25 protein-coding genes are annotated in these 25,457 nt (G+C 43.0%); 4 read left to right on the forward strand and 21 right to left on the reverse strand.

Annotated elements, in window-relative coordinates; all coding sequences use genetic code 11:
* The first annotated feature begins 103 nt into the window (after window positions 1-103).
* Together OCV57_RS03510 and OCV57_RS03515 are read left to right on the forward strand one after the other, a co-directional pair.
* On the forward strand, window positions 104-1,294 hold the full coding sequence (locus OCV57_RS03510; protein WP_118053959.1) for an ATP-binding protein: 1,191 nt from the start codon (window positions 104-106) through the stop codon (window positions 1,292-1,294).
* A 35-nt stretch (window positions 1,295-1,329) separates the two neighbouring features.
* Complete coding sequence (locus OCV57_RS03515; RefSeq protein WP_267300454.1) at window positions 1,330-2,868, forward strand: alpha-amylase family glycosyl hydrolase; 1,539 nt, start codon at window positions 1,330-1,332, stop codon at window positions 2,866-2,868.
* A gap of 73 nt (window positions 2,869-2,941) precedes the next feature.
* On the opposite strand, the gene OCV57_RS03520 is transcribed toward OCV57_RS03515, so the two are convergent.
* Both OCV57_RS03520 and OCV57_RS03525 read right to left on the reverse strand, forming a co-directional pair.
* Complete coding sequence (locus OCV57_RS03520; protein ID WP_022286718.1) at window positions 2,942-3,724, reverse strand: AraC family transcriptional regulator; 783 nt, start codon at window positions 3,722-3,724, stop codon at window positions 2,942-2,944.
* Window positions 3,725-3,844: 120 nt separating this feature from the next.
* Window positions 3,845-4,723, reverse strand: coding sequence for a fibronectin type III domain-containing protein (locus OCV57_RS03525; protein WP_267300455.1), 879 nt, complete (start codon window positions 4,721-4,723; stop codon window positions 3,845-3,847).
* Window positions 4,724-5,147: 424 nt separating this feature from the next.
* Here OCV57_RS03525 and OCV57_RS03530 point away from each other — a divergent pair, with 424 nt between their 5' ends.
* Entirely contained in the window at window positions 5,148-6,068 is a 921-nt protein-coding gene (locus OCV57_RS03530; RefSeq protein ID WP_267300456.1) for a S1 RNA-binding domain-containing protein, read from the forward strand.
* Between the two features lie 273 nt (window positions 6,069-6,341).
* On the opposite strand, the gene OCV57_RS03535 is transcribed toward OCV57_RS03530, so the two are convergent.
* The 13 genes from OCV57_RS03535 to OCV57_RS03595 all read right to left on the reverse strand — a co-directional run bounded on the left by OCV57_RS03535 (window position 6,342) and on the right by OCV57_RS03595 (window position 20,168).
* On the reverse strand, window positions 6,342-8,279 hold the full coding sequence (locus tag OCV57_RS03535; protein WP_267300457.1) for a fructose-1,6-bisphosphatase: 1,938 nt from the start codon (window positions 8,277-8,279) through the stop codon (window positions 6,342-6,344).
* Window positions 8,280-8,379: 100 nt separating this feature from the next.
* Window positions 8,380-8,646, reverse strand: coding sequence for an HPr family phosphocarrier protein (locus tag OCV57_RS03540; protein ID WP_117891736.1), 267 nt, complete (start codon window positions 8,644-8,646; stop codon window positions 8,380-8,382).
* Between the two features lie 205 nt (window positions 8,647-8,851).
* Complete coding sequence (gene pfkB, locus OCV57_RS03545; RefSeq protein ID WP_195249181.1) at window positions 8,852-9,751, reverse strand: 1-phosphofructokinase; 900 nt, start codon at window positions 9,749-9,751, stop codon at window positions 8,852-8,854.
* 1 nt (window position 9,752) lies between these two features.
* Entirely contained in the window at window positions 9,753-10,502 is a 750-nt protein-coding gene (locus OCV57_RS03550) for a DeoR/GlpR family DNA-binding transcription regulator (RefSeq protein WP_046439806.1), read from the reverse strand.
* 433 nt (window positions 10,503-10,935) lie between these two features.
* Entirely contained in the window at window positions 10,936-11,616 is a 681-nt protein-coding gene (locus OCV57_RS03555; protein ID WP_267300458.1) for a YoaK family protein, read from the reverse strand.
* The gene (gene metA / locus OCV57_RS03560) at window positions 11,613-12,548 is read right to left on the reverse strand and encodes a homoserine O-acetyltransferase MetA (protein ID WP_267300459.1); all 936 of its coding nucleotides are present in this window, start codon (window positions 12,546-12,548) and stop codon (window positions 11,613-11,615) included. The genes OCV57_RS03555 and metA overlap by 4 nt, the downstream gene beginning before the upstream one ends.
* Before the next feature lie 156 nt (window positions 12,549-12,704).
* Complete coding sequence (gene glyA, locus OCV57_RS03565; protein ID WP_022286707.1) at window positions 12,705-13,952, reverse strand: serine hydroxymethyltransferase; 1,248 nt, start codon at window positions 13,950-13,952, stop codon at window positions 12,705-12,707.
* Window positions 13,953-14,170: 218 nt separating this feature from the next.
* Window positions 14,171-15,433, reverse strand: coding sequence for a replication-associated recombination protein A (locus tag OCV57_RS03570; protein ID WP_038671660.1), 1,263 nt, complete (start codon window positions 15,431-15,433; stop codon window positions 14,171-14,173).
* A gap of 23 nt (window positions 15,434-15,456) precedes the next feature.
* Window positions 15,457-15,747: a hypothetical protein gene (locus OCV57_RS03575; RefSeq protein ID WP_022286705.1), complete on the reverse strand. Its 291-nt coding sequence runs from the start codon at window positions 15,745-15,747 to the stop codon at window positions 15,457-15,459.
* 426 nt (window positions 15,748-16,173) lie between these two features.
* Complete coding sequence (gene clpX / locus OCV57_RS03580; RefSeq protein ID WP_022286704.1) at window positions 16,174-17,436, reverse strand: ATP-dependent Clp protease ATP-binding subunit ClpX; 1,263 nt, start codon at window positions 17,434-17,436, stop codon at window positions 16,174-16,176.
* Between the two features lie 14 nt (window positions 17,437-17,450).
* Window positions 17,451-18,041: an ATP-dependent Clp endopeptidase proteolytic subunit ClpP gene (clpP, locus tag OCV57_RS03585; RefSeq protein ID WP_022286703.1), complete on the reverse strand. Its 591-nt coding sequence runs from the start codon at window positions 18,039-18,041 to the stop codon at window positions 17,451-17,453.
* 63 nt (window positions 18,042-18,104) lie between these two features.
* Window positions 18,105-19,385, reverse strand: a complete 1,281-nt coding sequence (tig, locus tag OCV57_RS03590; RefSeq protein WP_038671658.1) for a trigger factor — start codon at window positions 19,383-19,385, stop codon at window positions 18,105-18,107.
* Window positions 19,386-19,457: 72 nt separating this feature from the next.
* Window positions 19,458-20,168, reverse strand: a complete 711-nt coding sequence (locus OCV57_RS03595; RefSeq protein WP_117927413.1) for a metallophosphoesterase — start codon at window positions 20,166-20,168, stop codon at window positions 19,458-19,460.
* Window positions 20,169-20,264: 96 nt separating this feature from the next.
* Between OCV57_RS03595 and OCV57_RS03600 the strand changes: the two genes are divergently transcribed.
* Window positions 20,265-20,429 (forward strand): DUF1540 domain-containing protein, encoded by a 165-nt coding sequence (locus tag OCV57_RS03600; protein WP_022286700.1) that lies wholly within the window; start codon window positions 20,265-20,267, stop codon window positions 20,427-20,429.
* 72 nt (window positions 20,430-20,501) lie between these two features.
* Here OCV57_RS03600 and thrC read toward each other — a convergent pair whose 3' ends face one another.
* From thrC to lepB (OCV57_RS03630), 6 genes are all read right to left on the reverse strand, one after another.
* Window positions 20,502-21,992: a threonine synthase gene (thrC, locus tag OCV57_RS03605; protein WP_022286699.1), complete on the reverse strand. Its 1,491-nt coding sequence runs from the start codon at window positions 21,990-21,992 to the stop codon at window positions 20,502-20,504.
* A gap of 148 nt (window positions 21,993-22,140) precedes the next feature.
* On the reverse strand, window positions 22,141-22,533 hold the full coding sequence (locus OCV57_RS03610) for a YraN family protein (protein ID WP_242991939.1): 393 nt from the start codon (window positions 22,531-22,533) through the stop codon (window positions 22,141-22,143).
* Window positions 22,511-23,125 carry a ribonuclease HII gene (locus OCV57_RS03615; RefSeq protein WP_038671652.1) on the reverse strand — a complete coding sequence of 205 codons (615 nt, stop codon included), beginning with the start codon at window positions 23,123-23,125 and terminating at the stop codon, window positions 22,511-22,513. The genes OCV57_RS03610 and OCV57_RS03615 overlap by 23 nt, the downstream gene beginning before the upstream one ends.
* Before the next feature lies 1 nt (window position 23,126).
* Window positions 23,127-24,023 (reverse strand): ribosome biogenesis GTPase YlqF, encoded by an 897-nt coding sequence (ylqF, locus tag OCV57_RS03620; RefSeq protein ID WP_022286696.1) that lies wholly within the window; start codon window positions 24,021-24,023, stop codon window positions 23,127-23,129.
* A 20-nt stretch (window positions 24,024-24,043) separates the two neighbouring features.
* The gene (gene lepB / locus OCV57_RS03625) at window positions 24,044-24,613 is read right to left on the reverse strand and encodes a signal peptidase I (protein ID WP_051706516.1); all 570 of its coding nucleotides are present in this window, start codon (window positions 24,611-24,613) and stop codon (window positions 24,044-24,046) included.
* Window positions 24,610-25,245, reverse strand: a complete 636-nt coding sequence (lepB, locus tag OCV57_RS03630; RefSeq protein WP_117856351.1) for a signal peptidase I — start codon at window positions 25,243-25,245, stop codon at window positions 24,610-24,612. The genes lepB (OCV57_RS03625) and lepB (OCV57_RS03630) overlap by 4 nt, the downstream gene beginning before the upstream one ends.
* Window positions 25,246-25,457 lie beyond the last annotated feature (212 nt).

Genomic DNA, 25,457 nt, shown 5'->3' on the forward strand with positions numbered 1-25,457 from the left:
TAATGTTTTTTGTTAAAATCGTGCAATGTAGATGTTGACGAAAAGTAATGATATGTTGTATAATAAAGAATAAATATAAAATATGAAGAAAGAAGTGTTCATAATGCACGATTTTAAGGCACTCTGCCGTCAGGCACACACATTAGTAATATTCAAGAGTTTACATGAAGTTCCTGTCTTTGAAAAGCTACTTGACACACTTGCTGTATGCGAATCTGACAGCGACATGGCTATAGAAAAATACTCAGATTTTGTGGCTGAGCTTTTTGCATATTCGGATAATCTTACAGAATATATGCTCAAGCTGGTTCTTGAAAATGAAAACCTTTTTATGCTTAAAAAGGGAGAAGGCAAGGAGACAGGTGCGCTTTTGGAGGAATGTCTTGCAAACGAGCTTGCCGTTATCGAGGAACTTTCACAGATACCAAGTGACGAGATAATCTCAAAGATAGACTATGACGGCTTTCTGCCGAGATATGCTACACAAAAGCTTGACTTCTCGCAGATATATGCCGACAGGATACATGCTATCGGTCAGTACGGATATGGCATTTACTCACAGTATCATGTATTTGTCATAAAAAACGGCAAGATAGTTCCGGTTGAATATCCTGATGACATAAAGCTTTCCGACCTGCACAATTACGAACGTGAGCGTCAGGAGGTTATAAACAACACTCTTGCGCTTTTGAAAGGCAAGCCTGCCAACAACGTTCTGCTTTATGGTGACTGCGGTACAGGCAAGTCCTCAACTGTCAAGGCTATAGCAAACGAATATGCCTGCAAGGGTCTCAGACTTATCGAGCTTAAAAAGAAGCAGCTCCATGAGATACCAGCCATTGTAGAAACGGTAAGCAAAAATCCATTGAAGTTCATTATCTTCATAGACGACCTTTCATTCACAGAGGACGATGATGATTTTGCGGCACTGAAAGCTATCCTCGAAGGAAGCGTTTCATCAACTGCGGACAATCTCTGCATTTATGCTACCTCAAACAGAAGACATCTTGTACACGAGACGTTCTCCTCACGAGAGGGTGACGAGATACACTTCAAAGACACTATGCAGGAGCTTCTTTCACTGTCAGACCGTTTTGGACTTACTGTCACATATCAGAAGCCTGACAAGAAGATTTACCTTGATGTAGTTGAGAAACTTGCAAAGCAATACGAGCTTAAAACTCCTATTGATGAGGTGCTTCAAAAGGCTGAGGCTTATGCGCTTTCGAGAGCAGGACGTTCACCGAGAGTTGCAAAGCAGTTCGTGGAATACATGAAGGGCATGGAAGACTAATAAATATATTCTGACGATATTCAGGAGGAATTATCATGACAAAGCAGCCACAGTGGCTTGACAACGCAGTTTTCTACGAGATCTATCCACAATCGTTCAATGACACAAACTCAGATGGTATCGGTGATATCAAGGGTATTACAGAAAAGCTTGACTATATCTGCGAGCTGGGGTGTAACGCTATTTGGATAAACCCATGCTTCAAATCACCTTTTGGCGATGCAGGCTATGACGTTGAGGACTATTACACAGTCGCTCCACGTTATGGCACTAACGAGGACTTGGTTGAGCTTTTTAATGAAGCTCACAAGCGTGGTATGCACGTCCTCCTCGACCTTGTACCTGGTCATACTGCCGTTACTCACAAGTGGTTTAAGGAATCAATGAAAGCCGAGAGAAACGAGTTCACAGACCGCTATGTGTGGACAGACAGCATATGGGTAGAGCCTGACGGCATGGCTAGTATCCGTGGTATCTCCGACAGGGACGGCTCATGTGCCGTGAATTTCTTCTCACATCAGCCTGCACTTAACTACGGCTATTATAAGCCTGATCCTGAAAAAAAGTGGCAGCAGTCTATGAATGACGAGGGTCCGAGAGCCACACTTGAGGCTCTCAAGGATATAATGCGTTTTTGGCTCAGTGCCGGTGCGGACGGATTCAGAGTGGATATGGCAGGCTCTCTTGTAAAGAATGACGAGAACGGCAAAGGCACTATCGCACTTTGGCAAAACGTAAGAGAATTTCTCGATAAGGAGTTCCCATATGCCGCTATGGTATCAGAGTGGGGAGAACCTGACAAGTCAATAATTGGTGGCTTCCATATGGACTTTCTGTTGCACTTTGGTCCGTCACATTATAATGACCTTTTCCGCTGTGAAGAGCCTTATTTCTCAAAGCGTGGCAAGGGTTCGGCTAAAGAATTTGTTGAAGCATACAAAACCAATTATGCCAAGACAGACGGCAAGGGTCTTATCTGTATCCCGTCAGGCAACCACGATATGGACAGACTTGCAAGAACCCTTGATACAGACGAAATGCGTGTTGCATTTGCTTTCCTGCTCACAATGCCGGGCGCACCCTTTATCTACTATGGTGACGAAATAGGCATGAGATATGTGGAAAATCTGACATCAGTTGAGGGTGGCTATGGCAGAACTGGCTCACGTTCGCCTATGCAGTGGAACAAGGGGCTTAATGCAGGCTTCTCATCAGCTAAGGCTGAAATGCTCTATGTACCGCTGGACAGCAGTAAAGACAGACCTGACGCTGAAAGCCAATCCAAGGACAGCACATCACTTAGAAGCGAAGTCAAAGGGCTTATAAGCTTCAGGCAGAAAAATCCTGCATTGCAAAGCAGGGGCGAGATAGAGTTTTTGTCAAGCGGATATCCTCTGGTATACAGACGTAAGGGCGAGGGACAGAGCATACTTGCGGTCATAAATCCAAAGGGCGAAACGACAGAGATCAAAAACGTCAATGGCAAGATAATTTATACAGTAGGTCATGGCGCAAGCCTTGAAAACGGAAAGCTCATTATTAAAGGCTCGGCCGCTGTATTTGTTGAAGAATAAAATAACATAAAAGAGGTCAGGGACACATTCCTTGACCTCTTTTGTTATGCCGTCTAAAGTTTATCCGCCGTTGTCAGAGCATGCTCCGAAACTCCGTTGGAGTTTTTCCAAAGTGCATTTTAAACCGCTTCATAAAACCATATTCATTAGTATAACCGCACCTCTCAGCCACTTCCCTTACGCTGAGATTTGTCGTTGCAAGAAGCTGACTGGCTCTTTCCATTCGTGCGCTTATAACGTCTGTCATGACGCTCACTCCAAACATTTTCTTATACATATGCTGAAAACTTGACCTGCTTATACCCATATCCCATGCCATGCTGCCTACGTCTGCGATGTCCTCAGGCATTGCGTATATGTATGCTCTGAGCTGCATAAAGCGGCTGTTCCTGTCAGTAATAATACAGGACTTCTTGTCTGTACACTTTAGCTGTCTTGCAAGCTTTAACAAAAAGATCTCCATATAGCACCGTGTTACTTCCTCATGCCCCTCTTTCATGAGCTGATACTCATATGCTACCGAACGCATTATCTGACTAAGCTCATCGATATTTCCAAGGTATACCAGTGTATCTTTTGGAACATCAAGCCTTTCAAATTTTTCATTATCGCCCTGCTCATAATTGAAATACAGCCAATCATCGGTATAAAACTCTTCTGCGGCATGGTATTTCACAGGGGTATCCGGTGAAAGCAGGATAAAAGAATTTTTCTCTGCCCTATGCTCGATACCATTTATAACGAACACCGATGGTTCTTTTATGAGCAATATAAGGGGACAGCCCACCCCATGAGGGCAATCCATAATAAAATCTTTTCTATGACGATAATTATAACCGACCGCACCCACAAGCATTCTGATTCCTCCCTGCTTTTATCAACTTTATTTTACCACACCGCTACATTCTTGTCAACGAAAAAAGAGCAGACGCTTTGTTCTGCTCTTCTTTCACATAATTCTATAATAGTATTACAATTATCCCCAATAGGTTCTCCAAACATTGAAATAACCCCAAGGAATTTTAAATGAGTAGGCTATCTTACTGCTGTTTGTCTTGTAGCTTCTGTTGCACCAAAAGTAAACATTATAGTCATTAGCAATACCGTTAAGGTGAGTTTTGCCATATACTGCACCAAAAACAGCCTGCTTTACTCTTCTGGAAACGTTTGAATAATTTGCTCCGTCCCTTGAAAGCTGTGCAGATGACATAAATCCGCCGCTCCTATAAATAATATCCTGAACATTGTTATATCTTGCATAGTAGGATCTCCACATTGCATTCTTTGTGTACTTTGCGGCAACATACTGGTTTGCAACACAATCTGCAACATAAACGATAGGCTTATCCCACTCTGAACCTGACATCTTGCCAACTTCATGATAAACTATACGGCACATTGCTTCCCAGCCTGCCTTATTGAAGTCCATTCTTGCTGTCTTTATTGTCTGTGCCTTTGAGTAAGCAGAAGCGGCAGAGCCATTTACAGCCTTTACTCTGAACTGATATGAAGTCGTTCTCTGAAGACCTGTAACAGTGCAGTTCGTGTTCTTGACTGTCTTGTATTTCTTCCAGCTCTTATATTTGCCACCCTTGATGTATAGCTCATATTTTGAAGCACCTTTTACCTTGCTCCAATGCACCTTAATAGTGTTTGTCTGCTTGTTATACGGATGAGTGAACTCACTTCCATAGTTTATCTGAGCGGTCATCTTAGGAGTCGAAAGCTTTGCCGCAGCAGCATCGGCACTAAATCCCTCTGTCATTACCAAAAATGTCATAAGCGCTGCAATGAACATCACTATAACTTTCAGTGACTTATTCTTTGCTGAAATAAAACTTGCTGAATGATCCATTAATAATACGGCTTTACAACGCATACACGCTGCATTGCCAATTCACACCCTTTCTTTTAATTAGCGGCGGTCATGTCTGTGCCGCTATTTAATTTTATTACGGTCGATTAAAATTATGTATCAATCTGTAACGATAACGGTTGAGAAAGTTACAAACTGATTACAAATTACTACACTATTGTAACACGCACAATTGCATTTGTCAAGCTTTTTTATAGTTTTTTTGATTTTTGTTTATAATTTGAAGCAAAGAATATAAAAATTGTACTAATATTTCAGCACATTGAATATTAATTTACTGTATCAGCAAGAGTTCACGCACAATTATCACAAATAAAATATGTGCAGAATATGAACAAAATCAATGGATCAACCACAGAGATCCTGCTGTTTTAAAAAAATCTGTGGGGAAAGAGGCAAAATAATGAAAAAATATTTACCTGAGGGCAAGATCTTCAATAGCCCTGAAAACCGATATTATCTTCAAAGCGAACGAACAATGGCTGAGGCAATGGCTCAGGGATTGATACTGGAGGGTCATGCTGTGCTTTGTGACAGCGAACACAACATAATAGTAGAGCTTCCCTTTGGCAAAGGAATAATCCCAAGATCAGAGGGAGCGATCGGAATACAAGAAGGCAAAACAAAAGACATAGCGTTACTTTCAAGGGTAAACAAAACGGTATGCTTCAAGGTGACAGATATTGTTCACGAAAAGGGCGAGGTCATATGCAGGTTGTCAAGGCGTCTTGCACAAGAAGAGTGCATTGAACGATATATAAGTACACTCACATCAGGGGACGTTATACCGGCAAAGGTAACACACCTTGAGCCTTTCGGGTGCTTTGTTGACATAGGCTGTGGTCTTCCATCACTTATACCAATAGACGCCATATCCGTCTCACGCATCACCCACCCCAACGACAGATTTTTCAACGGTCAGGACATATATGCTGTGGTAAAAAGCTGTGACGAGGACAGGATATGCCTTTCTCACAAGGAACTTTTAGGCACATGGGAAGAAAATGCAGCATTGTTCTCCACAGGAGAAACCGTAGGCGGGATAGTACGCTCCATTGAACCATACGGTATTTTTATAGAGCTTGCTCCGAACCTTGCAGGGCTTGCAGAACCAAGAGAAAATGTGCGTGTGGGGCAGGCAGCAAGTGTTTACATAAAGGCTCTTATCCCCGAAAAAATGAAAGTCAAGCTCATTATCGTAGACGTATTTGAAAACAGCGTTTTTCCCTCAAAGATAAACTATTTCATCACCGGCGGCAGGCTCACAAAATGGGTCTATTCCACCAATGAATGTTACAAAAATATATGCTCTGAATTCGTGTGATAAACGTACATATTTTTGTACTTGTAATTTATTTGTACTATAATTTGTACTTGTTTTCACAGCAAAACAAGAGATAAAAAAGGCATTGGCTTCCAATTGAAGCCAGTGCCTTTTGGTTTGTTATATCATTATGTGGATATCACCATATCTCCTTAGGATATTTAAGTCCCCATTCTTTCCTAAGCTTTGTCATTTCGTTTGCGATAACGCCACAGCCGATAACAGCCCAGTTCAGTTCTCCCTTTTCCATATGTTAAGCTCCTTTCAGAACGTCTAAAATACCTTATAACCTTCTTTGATATCTCCAGAGCGATAAGCGTCCAACAGGTCACGGAGATCGTTTATCTGCAAAAGCAGTTCCCTTCCCTTGTCGGTATCTGAAATGTTTGCCCGACGGTCAAGTCTTTCCACCATATGTATCTCAGGAGTATGCTCACTCTCTCCTGCAATAAACGGCTTATGCTCCGCAAGATTAAGGCTGTGGGAATCATAAATAAGAGTGTAGCCTGCGATACCGGTGGCTTTTTGATAAGCCTTTGAGATACCACCGTCAATAACGAACAGCCTGCCGTCTGCCTTGACAGGGCTTTCACCATTTTTTATCTTTACAGGTACATGACCGTTTATGATATGACCACGCTGTGGGTCAAGCCCAAACATTTCAAGTATCTTTCCGCATATCTCAGGCTTCTCTGAGAAGTGATAATAGGCATTATAATTTTCCTTGTGAAGCTTTTTATCTTCAAGGAAATATCGCTCAAAAAACGCCATTTTGTCCTTGCCGTAAAGGGGCGAACGTGCGCCGCTCCACAGATACCACAAATGGTCTGCGCAGTTGCTTTTCTCCTCACAAGGCTGTAAGAAATACGCCTTGTTGACTATTTCGTCAAGCTTATCTAGCATTGCCTTACCCGAATACTGCTCTCCTGCTATACTTAAGCTCAGAAGCTTTCCATTTTCATCAAGAGGGATACAGCCGTGGAAAAGCAAATTGCCATTTATGGTCTTATACATTGAGCCTTTTGAATATAAAAAACGCATATGTGTGTTGAGCCTGTCGCTGTGCATAAACGAGTTTGCAAGAATCGTCATAAGCTCATTTTCGCCTTCGGTGAGCGCAAGAGGATCAGCAGGATCAACTGTAGGAAAATTGCCGTCAAGAAGCTTATGAGTTTGAGCGTCTATTGTTATAGTGCCATTTGCGAAGTCCACCATGCTGAAAAGGTCACGGTGAGATAGTTTCCATTCAGGGTGCCGCCTGATAAGCTGCCCCTCTAGCTTTAGCTGTATAACTGTGATAGCCTTGTGCATTTTTGCCACAAGCTTTGCATCAACAGGGTCATAGATATTATCATCAAGTGTCTGCGGCATGAAAATTGCGCACTCATCGTTTTTATATGTTTCTCCTGCAAAGACCGCCAGCGCACGAAGATTTAATCCATAGCCGTCCTCGAGAACGTCAAAGTTATTATATCGCATGGATATACGGATAACATTTGCAATAAGAGCAAGATTACCTGAAGCCGCACCCATCCACGAAATGTCATGGTTGCCCCACTGTATATCGACATCGTGCATTTTCATAAGCTCGTCCATAATAATATCTGCTCTTGGACCACGGTCATATATATCTCCGATAATATGCAGCTTGTCGATAGCAAGAGATTGTATAAGCTCACAAAGGGACTTTATAAAGCGGTCTGCGATTCCAGTGTCAAGAATTGTGGTGATTATCTCGTCATAGTAATATTCCTTTACCACATCATCAGTGACATTAAGCAGCTCGTCAAGTATATAGACCATATCCTTTGGTATGCTCTTTCGCACTCTCGAACGTGTATACTTTGCCGACACCGCCTCGCAAACAAGTATCAGGCGATAGATAGTAAGTCTGCGCCACTCGTCTGAAAGCCCGTTTTTATCACGCAAACGCTTTAGCTGCTTGTCGGGATAATAGATAAGATAGGCAAGGGCTTCACGCTCTGCCGAGGAAACTGCTTTTCCTAAGGTCAGGTCTATCTTGTTTTTTATCATGCCAGATGCGCTTTTTAGCATATGCAAAAAGGCTTCATACTCCCCGTGGATATCGCTGAAAAAGTATTCTGTACCCTTTGGCATACTGCGTATTGCAGATAGATTTACTATCTCGCTGGCGGCACTGTCTATAGTAGGAAATTTTTGTGCAAGAAGTAAAAGATATTTTTTGTCCATATGTATTTCTCTCTTTTGGATTTTTTACAACGTCATATTACTCAGAAAGACCGCAGTTTACGCTACGGTCTTGTCTGGATTTTTTGGGGGATATAAGGAATTATTCACCGAAACCGTCCTCAAACATTTTAACGAACTCGTCAAGCACAGCCTGCTCGTTTTCGCCTGTTACGATTATCTCTACCTCAGTGTCCTTCTTGATACCTGCTGCCATTATCTGCATAACAGCCTTAGCCTTGATGTCCTTGCCGTTTGCTTTCATCATGATCTCGCACTCAGGATGCTCCTTAGCAGCCTTTGCAATGATACCTGCCGGACGCATATGAAGTCCCTCTGCATTTACTACTTTTACGACCTTTGATACCATAATAAATCTCTCCTTTTCTGAAACATAATTTATATATGATTGTTAATATTATTATATTATATTTTCTTATATTTGTAAAGACTATTCTGTAACTTTCCTAGGGAAACCTGCAAGAAATGCGCCAAGAAAGCCTGATGGAACATTTACGCCAGGAGCAGCAAAAGTTGCACCTGAAACTGCAATTGCTCCGCGTCCCTATATTTTTTCAGAGAGTTTCAAGAAGCTCTGCGATCTTTTCTTTTTGAGCAAGCCCGTCAGAAAAAGCAGTCGCACCGCCAGCGGCTGTACCAAGTTTAAGAGCATATTCATAATCGCCCTGCAATATACCAGCGGTAAAGCCTGCCACCATTGAATCGCCTGCACCAACGGAATTTTTCACCTTACCATTACATACTCCACAGCGATGTATTTCACCGTTTTCGTCAATAAGCATTGCGCCATCCCCTGCCATTGAGATAAGCACGTTCACAGCACCCATTTCTTTAAGCTTACGTGCGTATTTTTCTATCTCCTCATCATTAGTGAGTGTCACTCCGAACATCTCTCCAAGCTCGTGGTTGTTAGGCTTGATAAGGAAAGGTTTATATTTAAGCACATTGAGAAGCAGGTCTTTTGTTGCGTCAACTACTGTTCTGATATTCTTGTGCGCGAGCCTTTCGAGTATCTTCTCATAGATATCCGAAGGCAGCGAGGCAGGTATGCTTCCTGCGAGTATAAGCGTATCTCCGTCCTGAAGCTTATCAAGCTTTGCAAAAAGCTTATTCACAGCCTCATCATCTATATCAGGACCCTGACCATTCAGCTCTGTTTCCTCAGCAGATTTTATTTTCACATTTATACGGGAATTACCTTTTTTGAGATGAACAAAATCTGTATCAATTCCCATTTCCGCTAGTCCGTTCTCGATAGCTTCACCTGTGAAGCCTGCAGTGAAGCCAAGTGCCTTTGACTGAATGTCCAGCTCTCTAAGAACTATAGACACATTTATACCCTTGCCACCGAAATACATCTCTTCCCTATCTGAGCGGTTGGTAGACCCAAGCTTCATTTCCCCTGTATGAACAACATAGTCGATAGCAGGATTGAATGTTACAGTATATACCATTTTACATTACCTCCTTGATATTTGCTTTTGTAAGATATTTTTTGTCTTGAAGCTTGTCGGTGATTATCTTCACACGTCCAAGCTGAGCGAAAGTGACCGCAGATATCTGATCGAATTTAGAGTGATCTGCAAGAATATAAACAGTCTGACTGTTTAACACCACGGTAGACTTCACTCTTGCCTCGTTTCTGTCCGGTGTTGTTATACCACCTGACAACGAAATTCCGTTTGCTCCAAGAAAGCTTTTGGTGAAATTGTAGCTTTGCAGACTGCTGACACATTCAGCACCAACGATAGCCTCCGTTGTGAGCTTTATCTCCCCTGCCGGCATATAGACCTTAAAGCCACGCTGAGCAAGCTTTTTGGCATGAACGAAAGCGTTAGTCACAAAGGTAATTTTCTTATCTGGCAGAAAGTCTATCATATAGCCTGTAGTCGTTCCGGCGTCGATAAAAATGAAATCTCCGTCATCCACAAGAGAGGCTGAAAACCTCGCAATTGCAAGCTTTTCATCGGTAAAAAGCTTTGACTTTGACTCAACGTCCTGTTCCTCCGGATTGAAAGAATGTTCCTCGGCAGATATAGCACCACCATGAACTTTTTTCAAAAGACCCCTTTCATCAAGCACCGTCAAGTCACGGCGTATCGTTGATTCAGAAGCTTTTAAAAGCTCGCACAACTCCAGAAGCTTCACACTTTTATTCTGCTTGACTCTCTCTAATATAATAGAGTACCTTTCCTCTGTAAGCATTTTATCACCTTTTCAAATTTCAAAAATGTTTTTTGAAGTCAATTGAACGATATTGATTGTTTCTGATATTAAAATAACATAGCGTACAGCAAAAGTCAAGTAGATCCGCTCAGAATCATTCACACAGCATTATTTTTGGCCGTTTTTTAAATTATGAATAAGATGTTTGTGCATTTTAACAGCATTCAATCAAAAGCAGTCAGATAACATCATTTTCGCTTTTGTGACGTTATATTTTTTGCAATTATTATTTGGATATCCATATCACCTTGTTCCTTGCAAGATATTTTGCAAAATGAAATAGAAAAAAGCAGTGCTGAGATTTTTCTCAAACACTGCTTTGCTTTGTTTTTTTGATTTTCTTATTTTACTGTCTGGCCTACGCATATTCAGTCTCTGCCTCAAGCCCTGACAAGGCTTCGCTCGGTGATCGTCACTTACCTTCTGCTAATTTATCGTCGTCGCTTCTTAAAATGCAGAGTGCGATAACAAGACCTATCAAAGCAACAAACACCGCTTTAGTTTCAAGCAATTCTGTGACAAATGCACCCACTGCCGCTCCACTTATAAAGCAAAGGATTATGCCATAATACTGCATTGCATTACCAAGCTTTTGCTTATCCTTAGTTTTCAAATACTGAAACAGGTTATCCGTACCGCTTCTAAGATTGCCAGTACACATCGTGGTAGCGAAAGGCTTTCCGTCCATTTTCCTAAAGCCCTCGACCTGCATTGCACAGGTAAAAGAAACTAGGATATTCGCCAATGTGTTAAGCGTACCAGCAGGGATAAATCCCACAATAGTAAGCACCACAAGCTCCACGCCGATTATGATCCTATGCCAATGTATCCTCGGGTGTTCATTGAATTTCAGCTTCACAGCTTCCACTATCAGCACGCCAAGCATAAAGGACAGTATAGGCATGAGATAAAGAAAGACCTTCAGCCAGCTTCCCTCTTTGATATTGATAGCCAACAACACCATGTTACCTGTCTGTGCATTTGCAAAAACGTGGTCACGGCTGATGTAGGTATAAGCGTCAAGATAGCCACCCACTATTGCAAGCATTACTCCGACACCGTAAAACTCAGCTATATGTCTGCCGTTCTTCATTGTGCAGTCCCCAGTGGCTCAAGCTCATTAAGATCATATGGCGTTTTCTGATAAATGCAGTAGTTGAGCCAGTTTGAATAAAGCAGATTAGCCGAACAGCTCCAATTGAAAATAGGCTTGTTTTGCGGATCATCGTCAGGAAAATAGCTATATGGTATCTGTATAGGCAGTCCCTTTTCCTTATCTCTGAAATACTCTTTTGCAAGGGTCTCACGATCATATTCCCAGTGACCGAACAGAAAAAACTGTCTTTGTGTCCTATCTGAAACAAGATGCACGCCCGCCTCGTTTGACACTGCCACCACTATAAGGTCGTCCACCTTTTCGATGTCTTCACGACGCACCTCAGTATGGCGTGAGTGCGGACAATGGAAAACATCTCCAAAGCCTTTAAGAATAATGCTTTCGGGATAGTCGATATGGTGCTTGAAATTGCCAAACATCTTCTCTTTCAAAGGATATTTTGGAACGCCATAATGATAATAAAGTCCAGCCTGAGCGCCCCAACATATGTGGATAGTTGAGAAAACATTGGTCTTTGACCATTCAAAAACTCTGCAAAGCTCGTCCCAGTAATCAACGTCTTCATACTCCATTTGCTCAACAGGCGCACCAGTGATTATAAGACCATCATAACGATTATCACTCACCTCGTCAAAGTTCTTGTAGAAAGCGAGCATATGCTCCAAAGAGGTGTTTTTTGACATATGACTGCTCATCTGAATAAGGTCGATGTCAACATGAAGAGGTGTGTTGCTCAAAAGACGCAGAAGCTGCGTTTCTGTCGCAATTTTGTCAGGCATGAGATTGACAATAGCGATCTTCAAGGCACGAATGTCCTGATGAGCGGCTCTGTCATCGGGAATAACGAATATATTCTCATTTTCCAACGTTTGAAACGCAGGAAGGTCATTTGGTATTTTAATTGGCAAAGTATATCCCACCTTTTAATTATACTCTAAAAGATTATTATAACACGATCTCTGTTAAAAATCAACCAAAAGAGAGATTTATTCATATATTATTGAGAAAAAGGGAGCGGCCTAAGCCGCTCCCTTTGTGTATCAACAGTATATAGATCCGTACAATTATTCGTAAAGTGGATATTTCTTGCAGATAGCGTTTACCTTTTCTCTGATCTCATCAGCCTTATTGTCAAAGTCTGTTGCTGTGAGATACATACACTCTGCAATAACGTCCATGTCCTCCTCAACAAGTCCCCTTGTGGTAACTGCCGCTGTACCAACTCTTACACCGCTTGTTACAAATGGCTTCTCAGGGTCGTTAGGGATAGCATTTTTGTTTACAGTGATGTAAACCTCGTCAAGTTTCTTCTCAAACTCTTTGCCTGTAATGTGGAAAGGTCTGAGGTCAACAAGCATAAGGTGATTGTCTGTGCCGCCTGATACGAGATTGAATCCTCTGTCAAGAAGTCCCTTTGCAAGAGCCTGTGCATTCTTTACGATCTGCTCACCGTACGCCTTGAACTCAGGCTTGAGAGCCTCGCCAAAGCAAACTGCCTTTGCAGCGATAACGTGCATAAGAGGACCGCCCTGTGTGCCTGGGAAAATAGCAGAATTTATCTTCTTAGCTATATACTCGTTGTTTGTGAGTATAAGTCCTCCTCTTGGTCCTCTCAGAGTTTTATGTGTTGTTGTTGTAACAATGTCAGCATATGGTACTGGTGACTGATGACAGCCTGCAGCAACAAGTCCTGCAATATGTGCCATATCTACCATAAGATATGCACCGACAGCCTTTGCTATCTCAGAAAGCTTCTCGAAGTCGATAGCTCTTGGATAAGCACTTGCACCGGCAACAATAAGTCTAGGTCTGCACTTGTTAGCCTGCTTGTAGAGAGCCTCGTAGTCGATATAGCCCTCGTCATTTACGCCGTAAGGAACAAAATTAAAATACTTACCTGAAAGGTTTACAGGTGAGCCGTGTGTAAGGTGTCCGCCAGCGTCAAGGCTCATACCCATAACAGTGTCACCTGGCTTAAGAAGAGCAAAATAGACAGCAGTGTTAGCCTGAGCGCCGGAATGTGGCTGAACGTTAGCATACTTAGCGCCGAAAAGCTTGCAGGCTCTTTCAACAGCTATATCCTCCACAACGTCAACGCACTGACAGCCGCCATAATATCTCTTACCAGAATATCCCTCAGCATACTTATTAGTAAGCACAGAACCCATTGCAGCCATAACGGCAGGTGAAACGATATTTTCGCTTGCGATAAGCTCAAGATTTCTTCTCTGTCTTGCCAGCTCGGCTTCCATTGCTTCGCCGACTTCTTTATCGACATTTTCAACAAAGCCGATAGTATCCATTATTTTCATCGAAATTACTCCCATCATAAAATTTTACGGACATTCCGTTCTCTTTTATTATAGCGTATTTTTCTTTTGATGTCAACGAAAATTTTTTATAGTGAGGAATGTGAGGAATGAGGAGTGAGGAGTGAGGAATTAAGGTATCGCCTGCGGCGATTAATTTTTGTGGAGAATAGGTTTTACTGCCGCAAAATTGCTTCGCTCTTTTCGTTTTTTTCCATTTCTCACTTCTTTATCTTCTCCCAATACGCTTTCGCCATTTGCTCCGTCTTATTCTCACCATACTGATAATAAGTCCTCCCCACAAGCTTATCAGGCAGATACTGCTGTTTTACCCAATGGTTTGGATAGTCATGAGGATAAAGATAGTGCTGTCCTTTCACTTTTGCGCCCTCGCCGTCAAAATGTTTATTCTGCAAATGCCGTGGATAATCTCCAAAATCACCATTTCTAACATCTGCTAAAGCTGCGTCTATTGCTGATTCAGCAGAATTTGATTTTGGAGCAGTGGCAAGAAGAACCACAGCTTCCGCCAATGGTATCCTTGCTTCAGGCAGTCCCAACTGCAAGGCGGAATCAACGCAGGATTTCGTCACTACCGCCGCCATAGGGTACGCAAGTCCTATATCCTCGCTTGCGATAACAAGCAGCCGTCTGCACAGAGAAATGATATCCCCTGCTTCCATAAGCCGTGCGGCATAATGAAGTGCGGCGTTCTCGTCAGAACCTCTTATGGACTTCTGCAAAGCCGACAGAATATCATAATGCTCATCGCCTGCACGGTCATAGCGCATATTGCTACGCTGAGTAAGAAGCTTCACATTATCAAGGTTCACGGTGAGCTTTTCACCGTCATTATCTGCCGAAAGTATGCAAAGCTCCACTGTATTTATTGACTTTCTCACATCACCACCACAGCCTCTTGCGATATGCTCCAACACACCATTTTCAAGACGCAGTTTCAGCCCCAACTCATCAGCCATAAGCTGAAAAGCACGCTTTATTGCAGGCAAGATCTCCTCCGAAGTCAGCGGCTTGAACTCAAACACAGTTGAACGGCTGATTATAGCATTGTACACATAAAAATACGGATTTTCAGTGGTAGAAGCGATAAGAGTTATCTTGCCGTTTTCAATGTATTCAAGAAGCGATTGCTGTTGTTTTTTGTTAAGATACTGTATCTCGTCAAGGTAAAGCAAGATACCATTAATGCCGCTGAGTGTCTCAGTTTCAGCAACTATCTGCTTGATATCAGCAATAGAAGCACTTGTGCCGTTAAGCTTATGCATAGTCATATTAGCATTATTTGCTATCATTCTTGCGACCGTAGTTTTGCCAACACCTGACGGACCATAAAAAATCATATTCGGTATTTTACCGCTTTCGATAATACGCCTGAGAGGTTTATTTTCGCCTAACAGGTGGGTCTGTCCCACAATATCATCAAGGGTTTTGGGTCTAATTCGTTCAGCCAAAGGCACACTCATTTTATGATCTCCTTAAAAAGCAATTAGTCTAAAATGTTCTGAATATCCTCTAAATGAAGCTGATAAGCCATGCTATTTATCTTTTTAAGCAGGTAGGTTTTTGCAACAAGAACAGCTTCCTGATATTTGGTGTTTTCCATACCAAGGCAAATGCGATAAATAATGAATTGATTAGAGGAGATTTTCATGATAATGTGATTATTGCCCTCGAAAGTACCACGGCAAATGGAGTTTGAGTTGACGAAGTTCCAAAGGTCGGAGTAAGTGAGAGCAGTGACTTCATCAGTAATAAACTGTTGGATAAGTTCATTCATATGGATACCCCCTATAGTGTATTTTCTTTAGTATAGCACATATTTCCGCATAATTCAAGGGAAAAAGCGGTCAAAGTGGGGAGTGTCGCCCGTTAGCTTCATGACCTCGTATCGTAAACAACAAAATGTAGGGGACGGCGCCCCCGACGTCCCGATATCGAAGCGTCGAATTTTTTTGATTGTGACAAATTTATGCAAGCGACCGAAACGAACGAACAATGCTCGTCCCTGCCACAAATTGTGCGTTTTCTCAAAGTTTGTGCAATAAATTACAAGATGTTACGTCCAAAAAAGCGGGCTGTCGAGGGCGCCAGCCCCTACATGGTTTGTTAAACAAATAAATAATGTGCGGATAATGCAGAAATGCAACAAAAAAAAGAGGCAGAATACTCCGCCTCTCATTTATCTGTACAAAAATTTGTACTATTATTTCTTTCTGGCCGAGCTTACCGCACGAGTTATCTCAGGCTCTGCTTCGCCACGAACACATTCAGCCGTTATCTTTATGCCAACTATCTCATCATCAGATGGTGCTTCAAACATGAGCTTTGTGAGTATCTTCTCAACTATCGCCCTAAGTCCTCTTGCTCCTGTCTTTTCTTCAATAGTCCTCTTGGCTATCTCTCGCTTTGCGTCCTCTGTGATCTCAAAATCAATGTTGTCAAGCTTGAAAAGCTTCGTGTATTGCTTGATAAGCGAGTTCTTTGGCTCTGTCAAGATCCTGCAAAGTGCATCCTCGTCAAGCTCGTCAAGGACCGTGATAACAGGAAGTCTGCCCACAAGCTCTGGTACGATACCGAACTTAACAAGATCGTGCGGTACTACCCTCTTCATCACATTGTTATCATCCTCCTTGCTCTTGACCTTTCCGCCAAAACCAAGTGATGATGACTCTGTACGCTTCTTGATAACACTATCAAGTCCCTCAAAAGCTCCGCCACAGATAAACAGAATATTCTTCGTATCTATCTGTATGAACTCCTGATGTGGGTGCTTTCTGCCACCCTGTGGAGGCACATTGGACACACAGCCCTCTACTATCTTAAGAAGCGCCTGCTGTACGCCCTCACCGCTTACATCTCTTGTGATAGAAACATTCTCCGATTTTCTTGATATCTTATCTATCTCGTCGATATAAATAATACCGTTCTGAGCCGCTTCAACATTATAATCTGCCGCCTGAATAAGCCTTGTAAGCACGTTTTCAACATCGTCGCCTACATAGCCTGCCTCTGTGAGCGTAGTAGCGTCAGCAATAGCAAAAGGCACGTTCAGAAGCCTTGCCAAAGTCTGTGCAAGCAAAGTCTTTCCTGTTCCTGTTGGTCCAAGAAGCAAAACGTTACTTTTCTGTATCTCTACGTCATCATCGTCATTAAGTGACAAAATTCTCTTGTAATGATTGTATACCGCAACAGAAAGCGCTATCTTTGCTTCCTCCTGCCCGATAACATACTCATCAAGAACTGCCTTTATCTCCGCAGGCTTCTTAAGGGTTATGCCGCTGTCAGCTGCATTTTTACCCTTGCCACGCTGCTTAGTTGTAGGAAGTCCCTCCTGCTCAGCCAGAACATTATAGCAATAAAGTACACACTCGTCACAAATGTGGCTCGTGCCTGCTGAAAAAAGTGTTCTAACCTTGTCCTCAGGCTTGCCGCAGAACGAGCATTTTCTTATTGTATCATTAGCCATTTATTTCACCGAACCTATCTGTTAGTTATTACCTTGTCGATAAGACCGTATTCAAGAGCCTCCTGAGCTGTCATATAATTGTCACGCTCAGTGTCGATGTTGATCTGCTCGATAGGCTTGCCTGTGTTCTGGGCAAGTATCCTGTTGAGCTTCTCTCTGGTCTTTACCATGTGGTCAGAATGTATCTTGATATCTGTACACTGACCAGAAATTCCGCCGCCTGCGATAAGAGGCTGATGAATGAGTATCTCACTGTTTGGCAGAGCAAATCTCTTACCCTTTGTGCCGCTTGAAAGCAGGAATGAACCCATTGAAGCAGCCATACCCATGCATATAGTTGACACGTCACACTTGATATACTGGATAGTATCATAGATAGCCATGCCGGCAGTGATAACTCCTCCAGGGCTGTTTATATAAAGGTCGATATCCTTTTCAGGATCCTGTCCCTCAAGATAAAGCAGCTGTGCCACTACTACGCTTGCCACTGCGTCGTCTATCTGGTCGCAGAGCATGATTATTCTGTCATTGAGCAGGCGGGAATAAATGTCATAGCTTCTCTCGCCTCTGCTTGTCTGTTCCACTACATAAGGTACCAATGCCATAAAATTGCCTCCTTAATCTATTTTCGCCCGCATAAGGTCATGCGGGCGAAAGCATAAATTATCTTACTTTATAACTGCTGCGTCCTTGATAAGGTCAACAGCCTTGCCAACTGCAATATCCTTCTTAAGGTCGTCATCATGGATAAACTGCTTGATCTGGTCAACGTCAAGCTTGTAAGCCTCAGCAAGCTTATCAAACTCAGCCTTAAGCTCGTCCTCAGTTACCTCGATATTCTCAAGCTTTGCGATCTTTTCAAGTGCAAGTCTGAGCTTGACCTGCTTCTCAGCCTGCTCAGCATATGCCTTCTTTACAGTGTCGATAGTCTGACCTGTATACTGCATATAGAGATCAAGTGAGATGCCCTGTGGTGCAAGTCTCTGCTCCAGCTCGCTTATCATCTCGTTTACTCTGTTGTCAAACATAACCTGTGGGATCTCAGCTGTCATGTTCTCGATGACCTTATCGAATATCTTAGCCTCTACCTCAGAATCAGCGTGCTTCTCGTTAGCTTCCTCAAGCTTCTTCTTAACGTCAGCCTTGTATTCGTCAACTGTATCGAACTCTGTTGAATCCTTTACCATATCATCGTCCAGCTCAGGCATAACCTTCTTTGATATGCTCTTGAGCTTGATCTTGAATACAGCAGGTGCGCCTGCAAGTTCCTTTACCTGATACTCATCAGGGAATGTTACGTTGATGTCGAAATCCTCACCGGCGTTGTGACCAACGATCTGATCCTCAAAGCCAGGAATGAACTGACCGCTTCCAAGTGACAGTGTGAAGTCTTCTGCCTTACCACCCTCGAAAGCAACATCGTCCTTGAAGCCCTCGAAGTCGATAACAACGTCGTCACCGTTCTCAGCAGCTCTGTCGTCAACTGTCTCAACAGTTACATTCTTCTCTCTGAGAGCGTCAAGCTGCTTGTTGATATCCTCATCAGTTACAGGATTGACAACTTTTTCAACTTCTATACCCTTATAGTCCTTAACTTCAACCTCAGGCTTTGTGATGCAAGTTGCCTTGAGCTTTACACCGTTTTCCTTGCTGATCTCAGTTACCTCTACCTCTGGGCGAGTAACAAGTTCCAGACCGGACTCTTCAACTGCGCCGTTTACAACAGGAGCGTACAGAAGATTTACAGCGTCCTCAAAAAACACCTGCTCGCCGTATTCCTTTTCGATAAGCTTTCTAGGAGCCTTACCCTTACGGAAGCCAGGCATAGCGATATTCTTTCTTGCTTTAAGATAAGCTTTCTCTATTGCAGCCTCAAAATCCTCAGCAGAGATCTCGATCTCAAGCTCGTACTTATTGGTTTCAACATTGTTTGTAGCTTTTAAACTCATTTATTATTCCTCCATTATATAAATGTATCTTATACATTATAGCACAAATATATTGTCATTTCCAGCATTTTTTTATAAATTGTCACTTTGCACAATTTTCGTTATATCCAATGGGTCAAAATGCAAGAAATCACTAGCTATAAGCCGATATTCCACTCCGTCACGAGTGCCGTTTATTGCATAAGCGTGGGCTCTTCCGTGAAGGTGTCCGTAAAAACACTTTTTTATACCGTATTTATGAAGCACTTCAAGCATATCATAATTGCAGCTATTGCCGAAAAGCGGCGGATAATGCAAAAACACCACAGGCTCTAAGCCTGCCTTTTGCGCAGACTCGATAGAGAGTGCAAGTCTGCCTGCTTCCCTTGCCAGAACCTTCTGATCTGCAGGTTCACCATTATCGCTTATCCAGCCTCTCGTTCCGCATATGCCGTAGCCCTCATAGCTGTAATGATTATTATGCAGGATATTTATGGTATCAAAACCGTTTTCTGCGAAAAATTTATCCATTTTGTTCTTGGTGTTCCACCAATAATCATGATTGCCCTTGGATATTATTTTTCTGCCGTTGAGCTTATTTATGAACTCGAAGTCTTTTTTCGACTGCTCAAAATTCATTCCCCACGAGATATCACCCGGTATCACCACAGTGTCCTCAGGACGAACTTTGTTCTGCCAGTTTGTTTCAAGCTTTGTCACATAGTCAGACCAGCCACCGAATATATCCATTGGTTTATCTGTACCCAGCGACAAATGCAAGTCGGCAATGGCAAATAGGCTCACGGTTTTTCCTCCATTCCAGAAACTTCATGTATTATCCCGACCACTCATGCACATACTACTTTTGCAGCAAAAAGCTGCAGAAGGAGCGATGTACAAATGGAGAAGGATAGAATTTACGGTATCCACTGCAACGTAGACAACTGCGTTTACAACAGCAACAACTGCGAATGTACCGCAGGCAAGATCAATGTAGGCTGTACCTGCACCGACCCTAACTGCTGTGACGAAACAGAGTGCAAGACATTCAAGGCAAGAGGCTAATTCCCCTCGCCATGGTCAGTGGACATACGCTGTGCGCTGACCTCCGCCCGACAATAGTCGGACGGGTACATATCAAATACCCAGAGCTGAGTAGATGTAATCCTTCATATCAGCCTTGTCGATCACCTTTGTGAATCTTACTTCCTTATCCTTAAGTGCAGCAAGTGAAGCAGGAACAGGTATCTTTGAAACCTCGGCAAGCTCGTCAACAAGACCGAACTCGTCAGCGTTTGTATCCTTACCGATAGCTGCAAGAACTGAGCCTGAGAACTTATACGGGCTTGCTGTTGAAGCGATAACAGTCTTTGTCTTGTCGCCTGTAGCAGCCGCATAGTCCTTGTATACCTTCACTGCAACGGCTGTGTGAGTGTCGCAGGTGTAAGAATACTCGTCATAGATCTCCTTAATGCAAGCCTTTGTCTGCTCATCGTCGCAGCAGCCTGCATAGAACTCGTCAGCGATAGCCTTCTTCACTTCGTCTGTTACCTCATATCTGCCTGTCTTAGAAAGGCTGCCGAACCACTCTCTTATCTGAGCGTCGTCAGAGCCGCTGAGGTGATAGAGAAGTCTTTCAAGGTTAGAGGAAATAAGGATATCCATAGAAGGTGAGATAGTTGTATGGAACGGACGATTTCTGTCATAAATACCTGTCTTTATAAAGTCTGTGAGTACGTTATTTGCGTTTGAAGCGCAGATAAGCTTATTAACAGGAACACCCATATGCTTTGCATAGTAGCCTGCAAGGATATTACCGAAGTTGCCTGTTGGAACAACTATATTTATCTTGTCGCCAAGCTCGATCTCGCCATCAGCAACAAGCTGAGCGTATGTAGATACATAATAGATTATCTGTGGTGCAAGTCTGCCCCAGTTGATAGAGTTTGCAGAGGAGAACATCATGCCGTTCTCAGCAAGTTTGTCGGCAGTTTCCTTGCTTGTGAAGATAGTCTTAACACCTGTCTGAGCGTCGTCAAAGTTGCCCTTGATAGCGCAAACGCCAACGTTGCCGCCCTCCTGAGTTGTCATCTGCTTTTTCTGCATAGCTGAAACGCCGTCCTCTGGATAGAACACGAGTATCTCTGTACCCTCAACGTCCTTGAAGCCCTCGAGAGCAGCCTTGCCAGTGTCGCCTGATGTAGCAACGAGGATAACTACCTTCTTGTCAACGCCAAGTTTCTTGATAGAAGTTGTGAGCAGATATGGAAGTATCTGGAGAGCCATATCCTTGAACGCACAAGTTGGACCATGCCACAGTTCAAGCATATAAGTGCCGTCAAAAAGGTGAGCAAGCTCTGCAATATTGTCTGTGTCGAAATTCTTTGTGTTGTAAGCACCCTCTACACAGTAGCGTATCTCAGCCTCTGTGAAGTCTGTGAGGTACTTTGAGAAAACGAAAAATGCTCTCTCAGCGTAGCTTTTTTCGCCAAGAGCCTTGATATCATCAAGTGTTATGGCAGGTATCTCAGACGGAACGAAAAGACCGCCGTCCTCAGAAATGCCCTGTGCTATCGCCTGTGCAGACGAAACCTTTACTTCGCTGTTTCTTGTACTTTTGTAAAACATAAACAACAACCCTTCTTGTTTTAGATGTCCGACAGGTGTCGGCTATTTACAGACCATTTGTTCAGATAACGTCTAACATTCCACGTCACGGGCGAACAGTGTTCGCCCCTACAGACACAGTTCGTTCGGCATATCCGACCCATGGTCTTTATTTCATACTTGCATCAAAAGCGTTCACATAATATCTCAGCTTTTTGACTCTGCCGTTCTCCAACTCCACCGCCGCAACATCGAACCGACAGCACACAGGCTCTAAAATCCCCTTACAAAAAGCCTGTGCTGTCTGAACGATACGCCGCTGCTTGACCGGATCGACAGCCTCTTCAGCGGAGGTAAGAGAGCCATGCTCCCTAGTTTTAACCTCCACGAAAGCTATGATATCCGCTTTCTCTGCGATTATATCTATTTCACCGCCTCTGACGGTAAAATTTCTCTTTATTATCTCATACCCGTGTCTTACAAGAAAGCCGCAAACTGCGTCCTCCCCGATATTGCCCGCCTTTCGGCGCTGGGTATGGTCAATGCCCATTTTTCTTTGCATAATACTTTTTGAGAAAACTCATTCTATGTATCCCGCATGGTCCATACTGGTCTATCATCTGATAGTGGAGCTTTGTGCCATAGCCCTTATGCTTCTCAAACCGATACTCAGGATATTGTTCAGCCATTTGCTCCATATACCTATCCCTTGCGACCTTTGCAAGAATTGAAGCCGCCGCCACTGCCTGACTTTTGGCATCTCCCTTTACCACCGCTATGGCTGGACACTCAAGCCCCTCAGGGGTCTTGTTCCCGTCGATAAGGCAGACGTCAGGCTTTGTGTCCATATCCTCCACCGCTCTTTTCATTGCAAGCATTGCGGCGTTAAGTATATTTATATCCTCTATCTCTTCCACTGTTGCGGTCTGTATAGAAAAGTCAACTGCTTTTTCCATTATCTCATCAAAAAGCTCCTCACGCTTTTTCGCTGTAAGCTTTTTGCTGTCGTTTATCCCCTCTATAACTGTGTCCTTATCAAATATCACAGCCGCTGCAAACACATCTCCTGCAAGAGGACCTCTGCCAGCTTCATCGCAGCCGCACACCACGTTATAATCTTTTCTTATCTCGTTGTCAAACTCGCTGAGCGTCATATCAATACCCCTTTGGCTTTTCAAGAGTAAGTCTGCCGAGAGTACCATTTCTGAACTCGTCCATAACTGTAATGGCTGCCCTTTCGGTATTTATCTCTCCGCCAGAAACTAAAAAGCCACGCTTTCTGCCTATTCTTTCAAGAAGCTCAAAGCCTACCACACAGCCGATAGTTTCCTCGTCAGCAGGCTCTATATCATCTGTTCTGATGCCATAACGTTTCTCGATAAGCTCAGGATAGTTCTCTTTCAAAAACTCAAGCAGACGACAGGCAAGATATTCCATGTCCATGATATCGTCCTTGACCGCACCTGTAAATGCGAGCCTTTCGCCAACAAGCTTATCCTCAAACTTAGGCCACAGCACACCTGGCATATCCAAAAGTTCAAAGCCCTCGTCAAGCTTCACCCACTGTTTACCTCTTGTAACACCGGGTCTGTCCTCAACTTTTGCAAGCCTTGACCCTGCAAGTCTGTTTATAAATGACGACTTGCCAACGTTTGGTATACCGACTATCATTATTCTTATAGGTCTGCCAGACATACCCTTGGCATTCCATTTCTCAATATCGTCCTTTAAAAGCTCTTTGAGCTTTCCATAAAACTTGCTTACGTTTTTGCCACTCCTACAATCTGTAGCAAGAGCAGTTATTCCCTGTTTTGCATAATAGTCGAGCCACATTGCCGTTACTTCCGGATCGGCTGAATCAGCCTTGTTGAGAAGCACAAGCCTTGGCTTTGAGCCAACGATACGCTTCATTTCAGGGTTTCTGCTTGAAAACGGGATACGAGCGTCAGTTATTTCCACCACTGCGTCCACAAGCTTTAGATTTGACGCCATTATGCGGCGTGTTTTTGCCATATGTCCAGGAAACCACTGAACGTGAGATACTTCGCTCATATCTTCCTCCTTACTCTAACTCAATCTACCTTACCAACGCCCTCATCATTGCCTGCCGCAAATCGAAACAGAACTCTGCCGACTATCTCGTCATAAGGCACATATCCTATTACACGGCTGTCTGTGGAATGATTTCGGTTGTCGCCCATTACAAAGCAACATCCCGCAGGCACTTCATATTCATAAACTTCACTTTCTTTATTATAGTATCTTTCATCAAAATACTCGTCATCAAAGCTGCCGTCGCACTTAATATAGCTCTCATCAAGCACTGCTCCGTTGACCTTGACTATAGCCGACTTGTTGTCTATCTCGACCTTTTGCCCTTCTACGGCAATGATACGTTTGATTATCCTATTGTCAAGAACAGACGAGTTGACCACGACTATATCCCCCTGCTTTGGCGTATAAAGCAGTTTTGATATAACAAGAGAATCATTTTCAAAAAGAGTGTCCTGCATTGACTGTCCTTGTACATTCACTGTTCTAAACACAAAAGTAAAAACAAGCACGACCACGAACATTGCCATGACTATGATCTCAAGAAAGTCGAACAGATTATCAACAGCTCTTTTACCCTGCTTTTTCAACTTACCTTACCAAAGCTGTCAAATGGATAAAGCCTTAAAACTGCCTTACCAAGCACGTCAGACGGGTCGATAAAGCCTATCCTTCTGCTGTCTGTGGAATTATTTCTGTTATCACCCATGACGAACAGCTTGCCCTCAGGCACGTCATACTCAAAAACATTTTCTTCCACTTCATATTTCTCATCAAAGAGATTAGTGTTATACATAGCTTCCCTGATATTGTCATTTGAAATGACCTTACCGTTTACTGTAACGGTGTTGTTATTATAATCAACGACAACCTTATCCCCACCGGTGCCGATAACACGCTTGATGATAGTTTTGCCGAGCTTTTCGCTGTTGATAACAACGATATCGCCCTTTTGGGGTGTATAATTTATGTGAGTGATTATAAGTCTGTCCTGATCCTGCAAGGTCTCACGCATAGAAGGACCCTGAACAAGAACTATCCTGAAGAAAAAAGTAAATATCAGGATCACCACAAACATAGCGAACACAAAAGATTCAGCCCATTCAAAGACCTCGTCCATAACATTCACGGGCTGTTTTTCCTTTAGGTCGTCAGGGGCGGCTTTTTTAGCCTTGTCAATATCCTCCTGAGAAACGTCGCCGAATTTTTTATTATCGTCCATAAAAGCCTCGATCCTTTATCCAAAGGCGGCAAAAGCCGTCAAATACTCATATAGATTTATTATATCAAATTTCAAAACAAATTACAAGGGGGTGAGATAAATTTCTTTTTGATATTGTGTAGTGCTACAATAGATATTGGACAAAATTAAGAAAAAAGAAAAGAGAGATAGGCAAAAATCTGATAAAATAAAGTTACCACACAAATACAAAT

The organism is Hominimerdicola aceti (assembly GCF_025567495.1).
GTDB lineage: Bacteria > Bacillota > Clostridia > Oscillospirales > Ruminococcaceae > Hominimerdicola > Hominimerdicola aceti.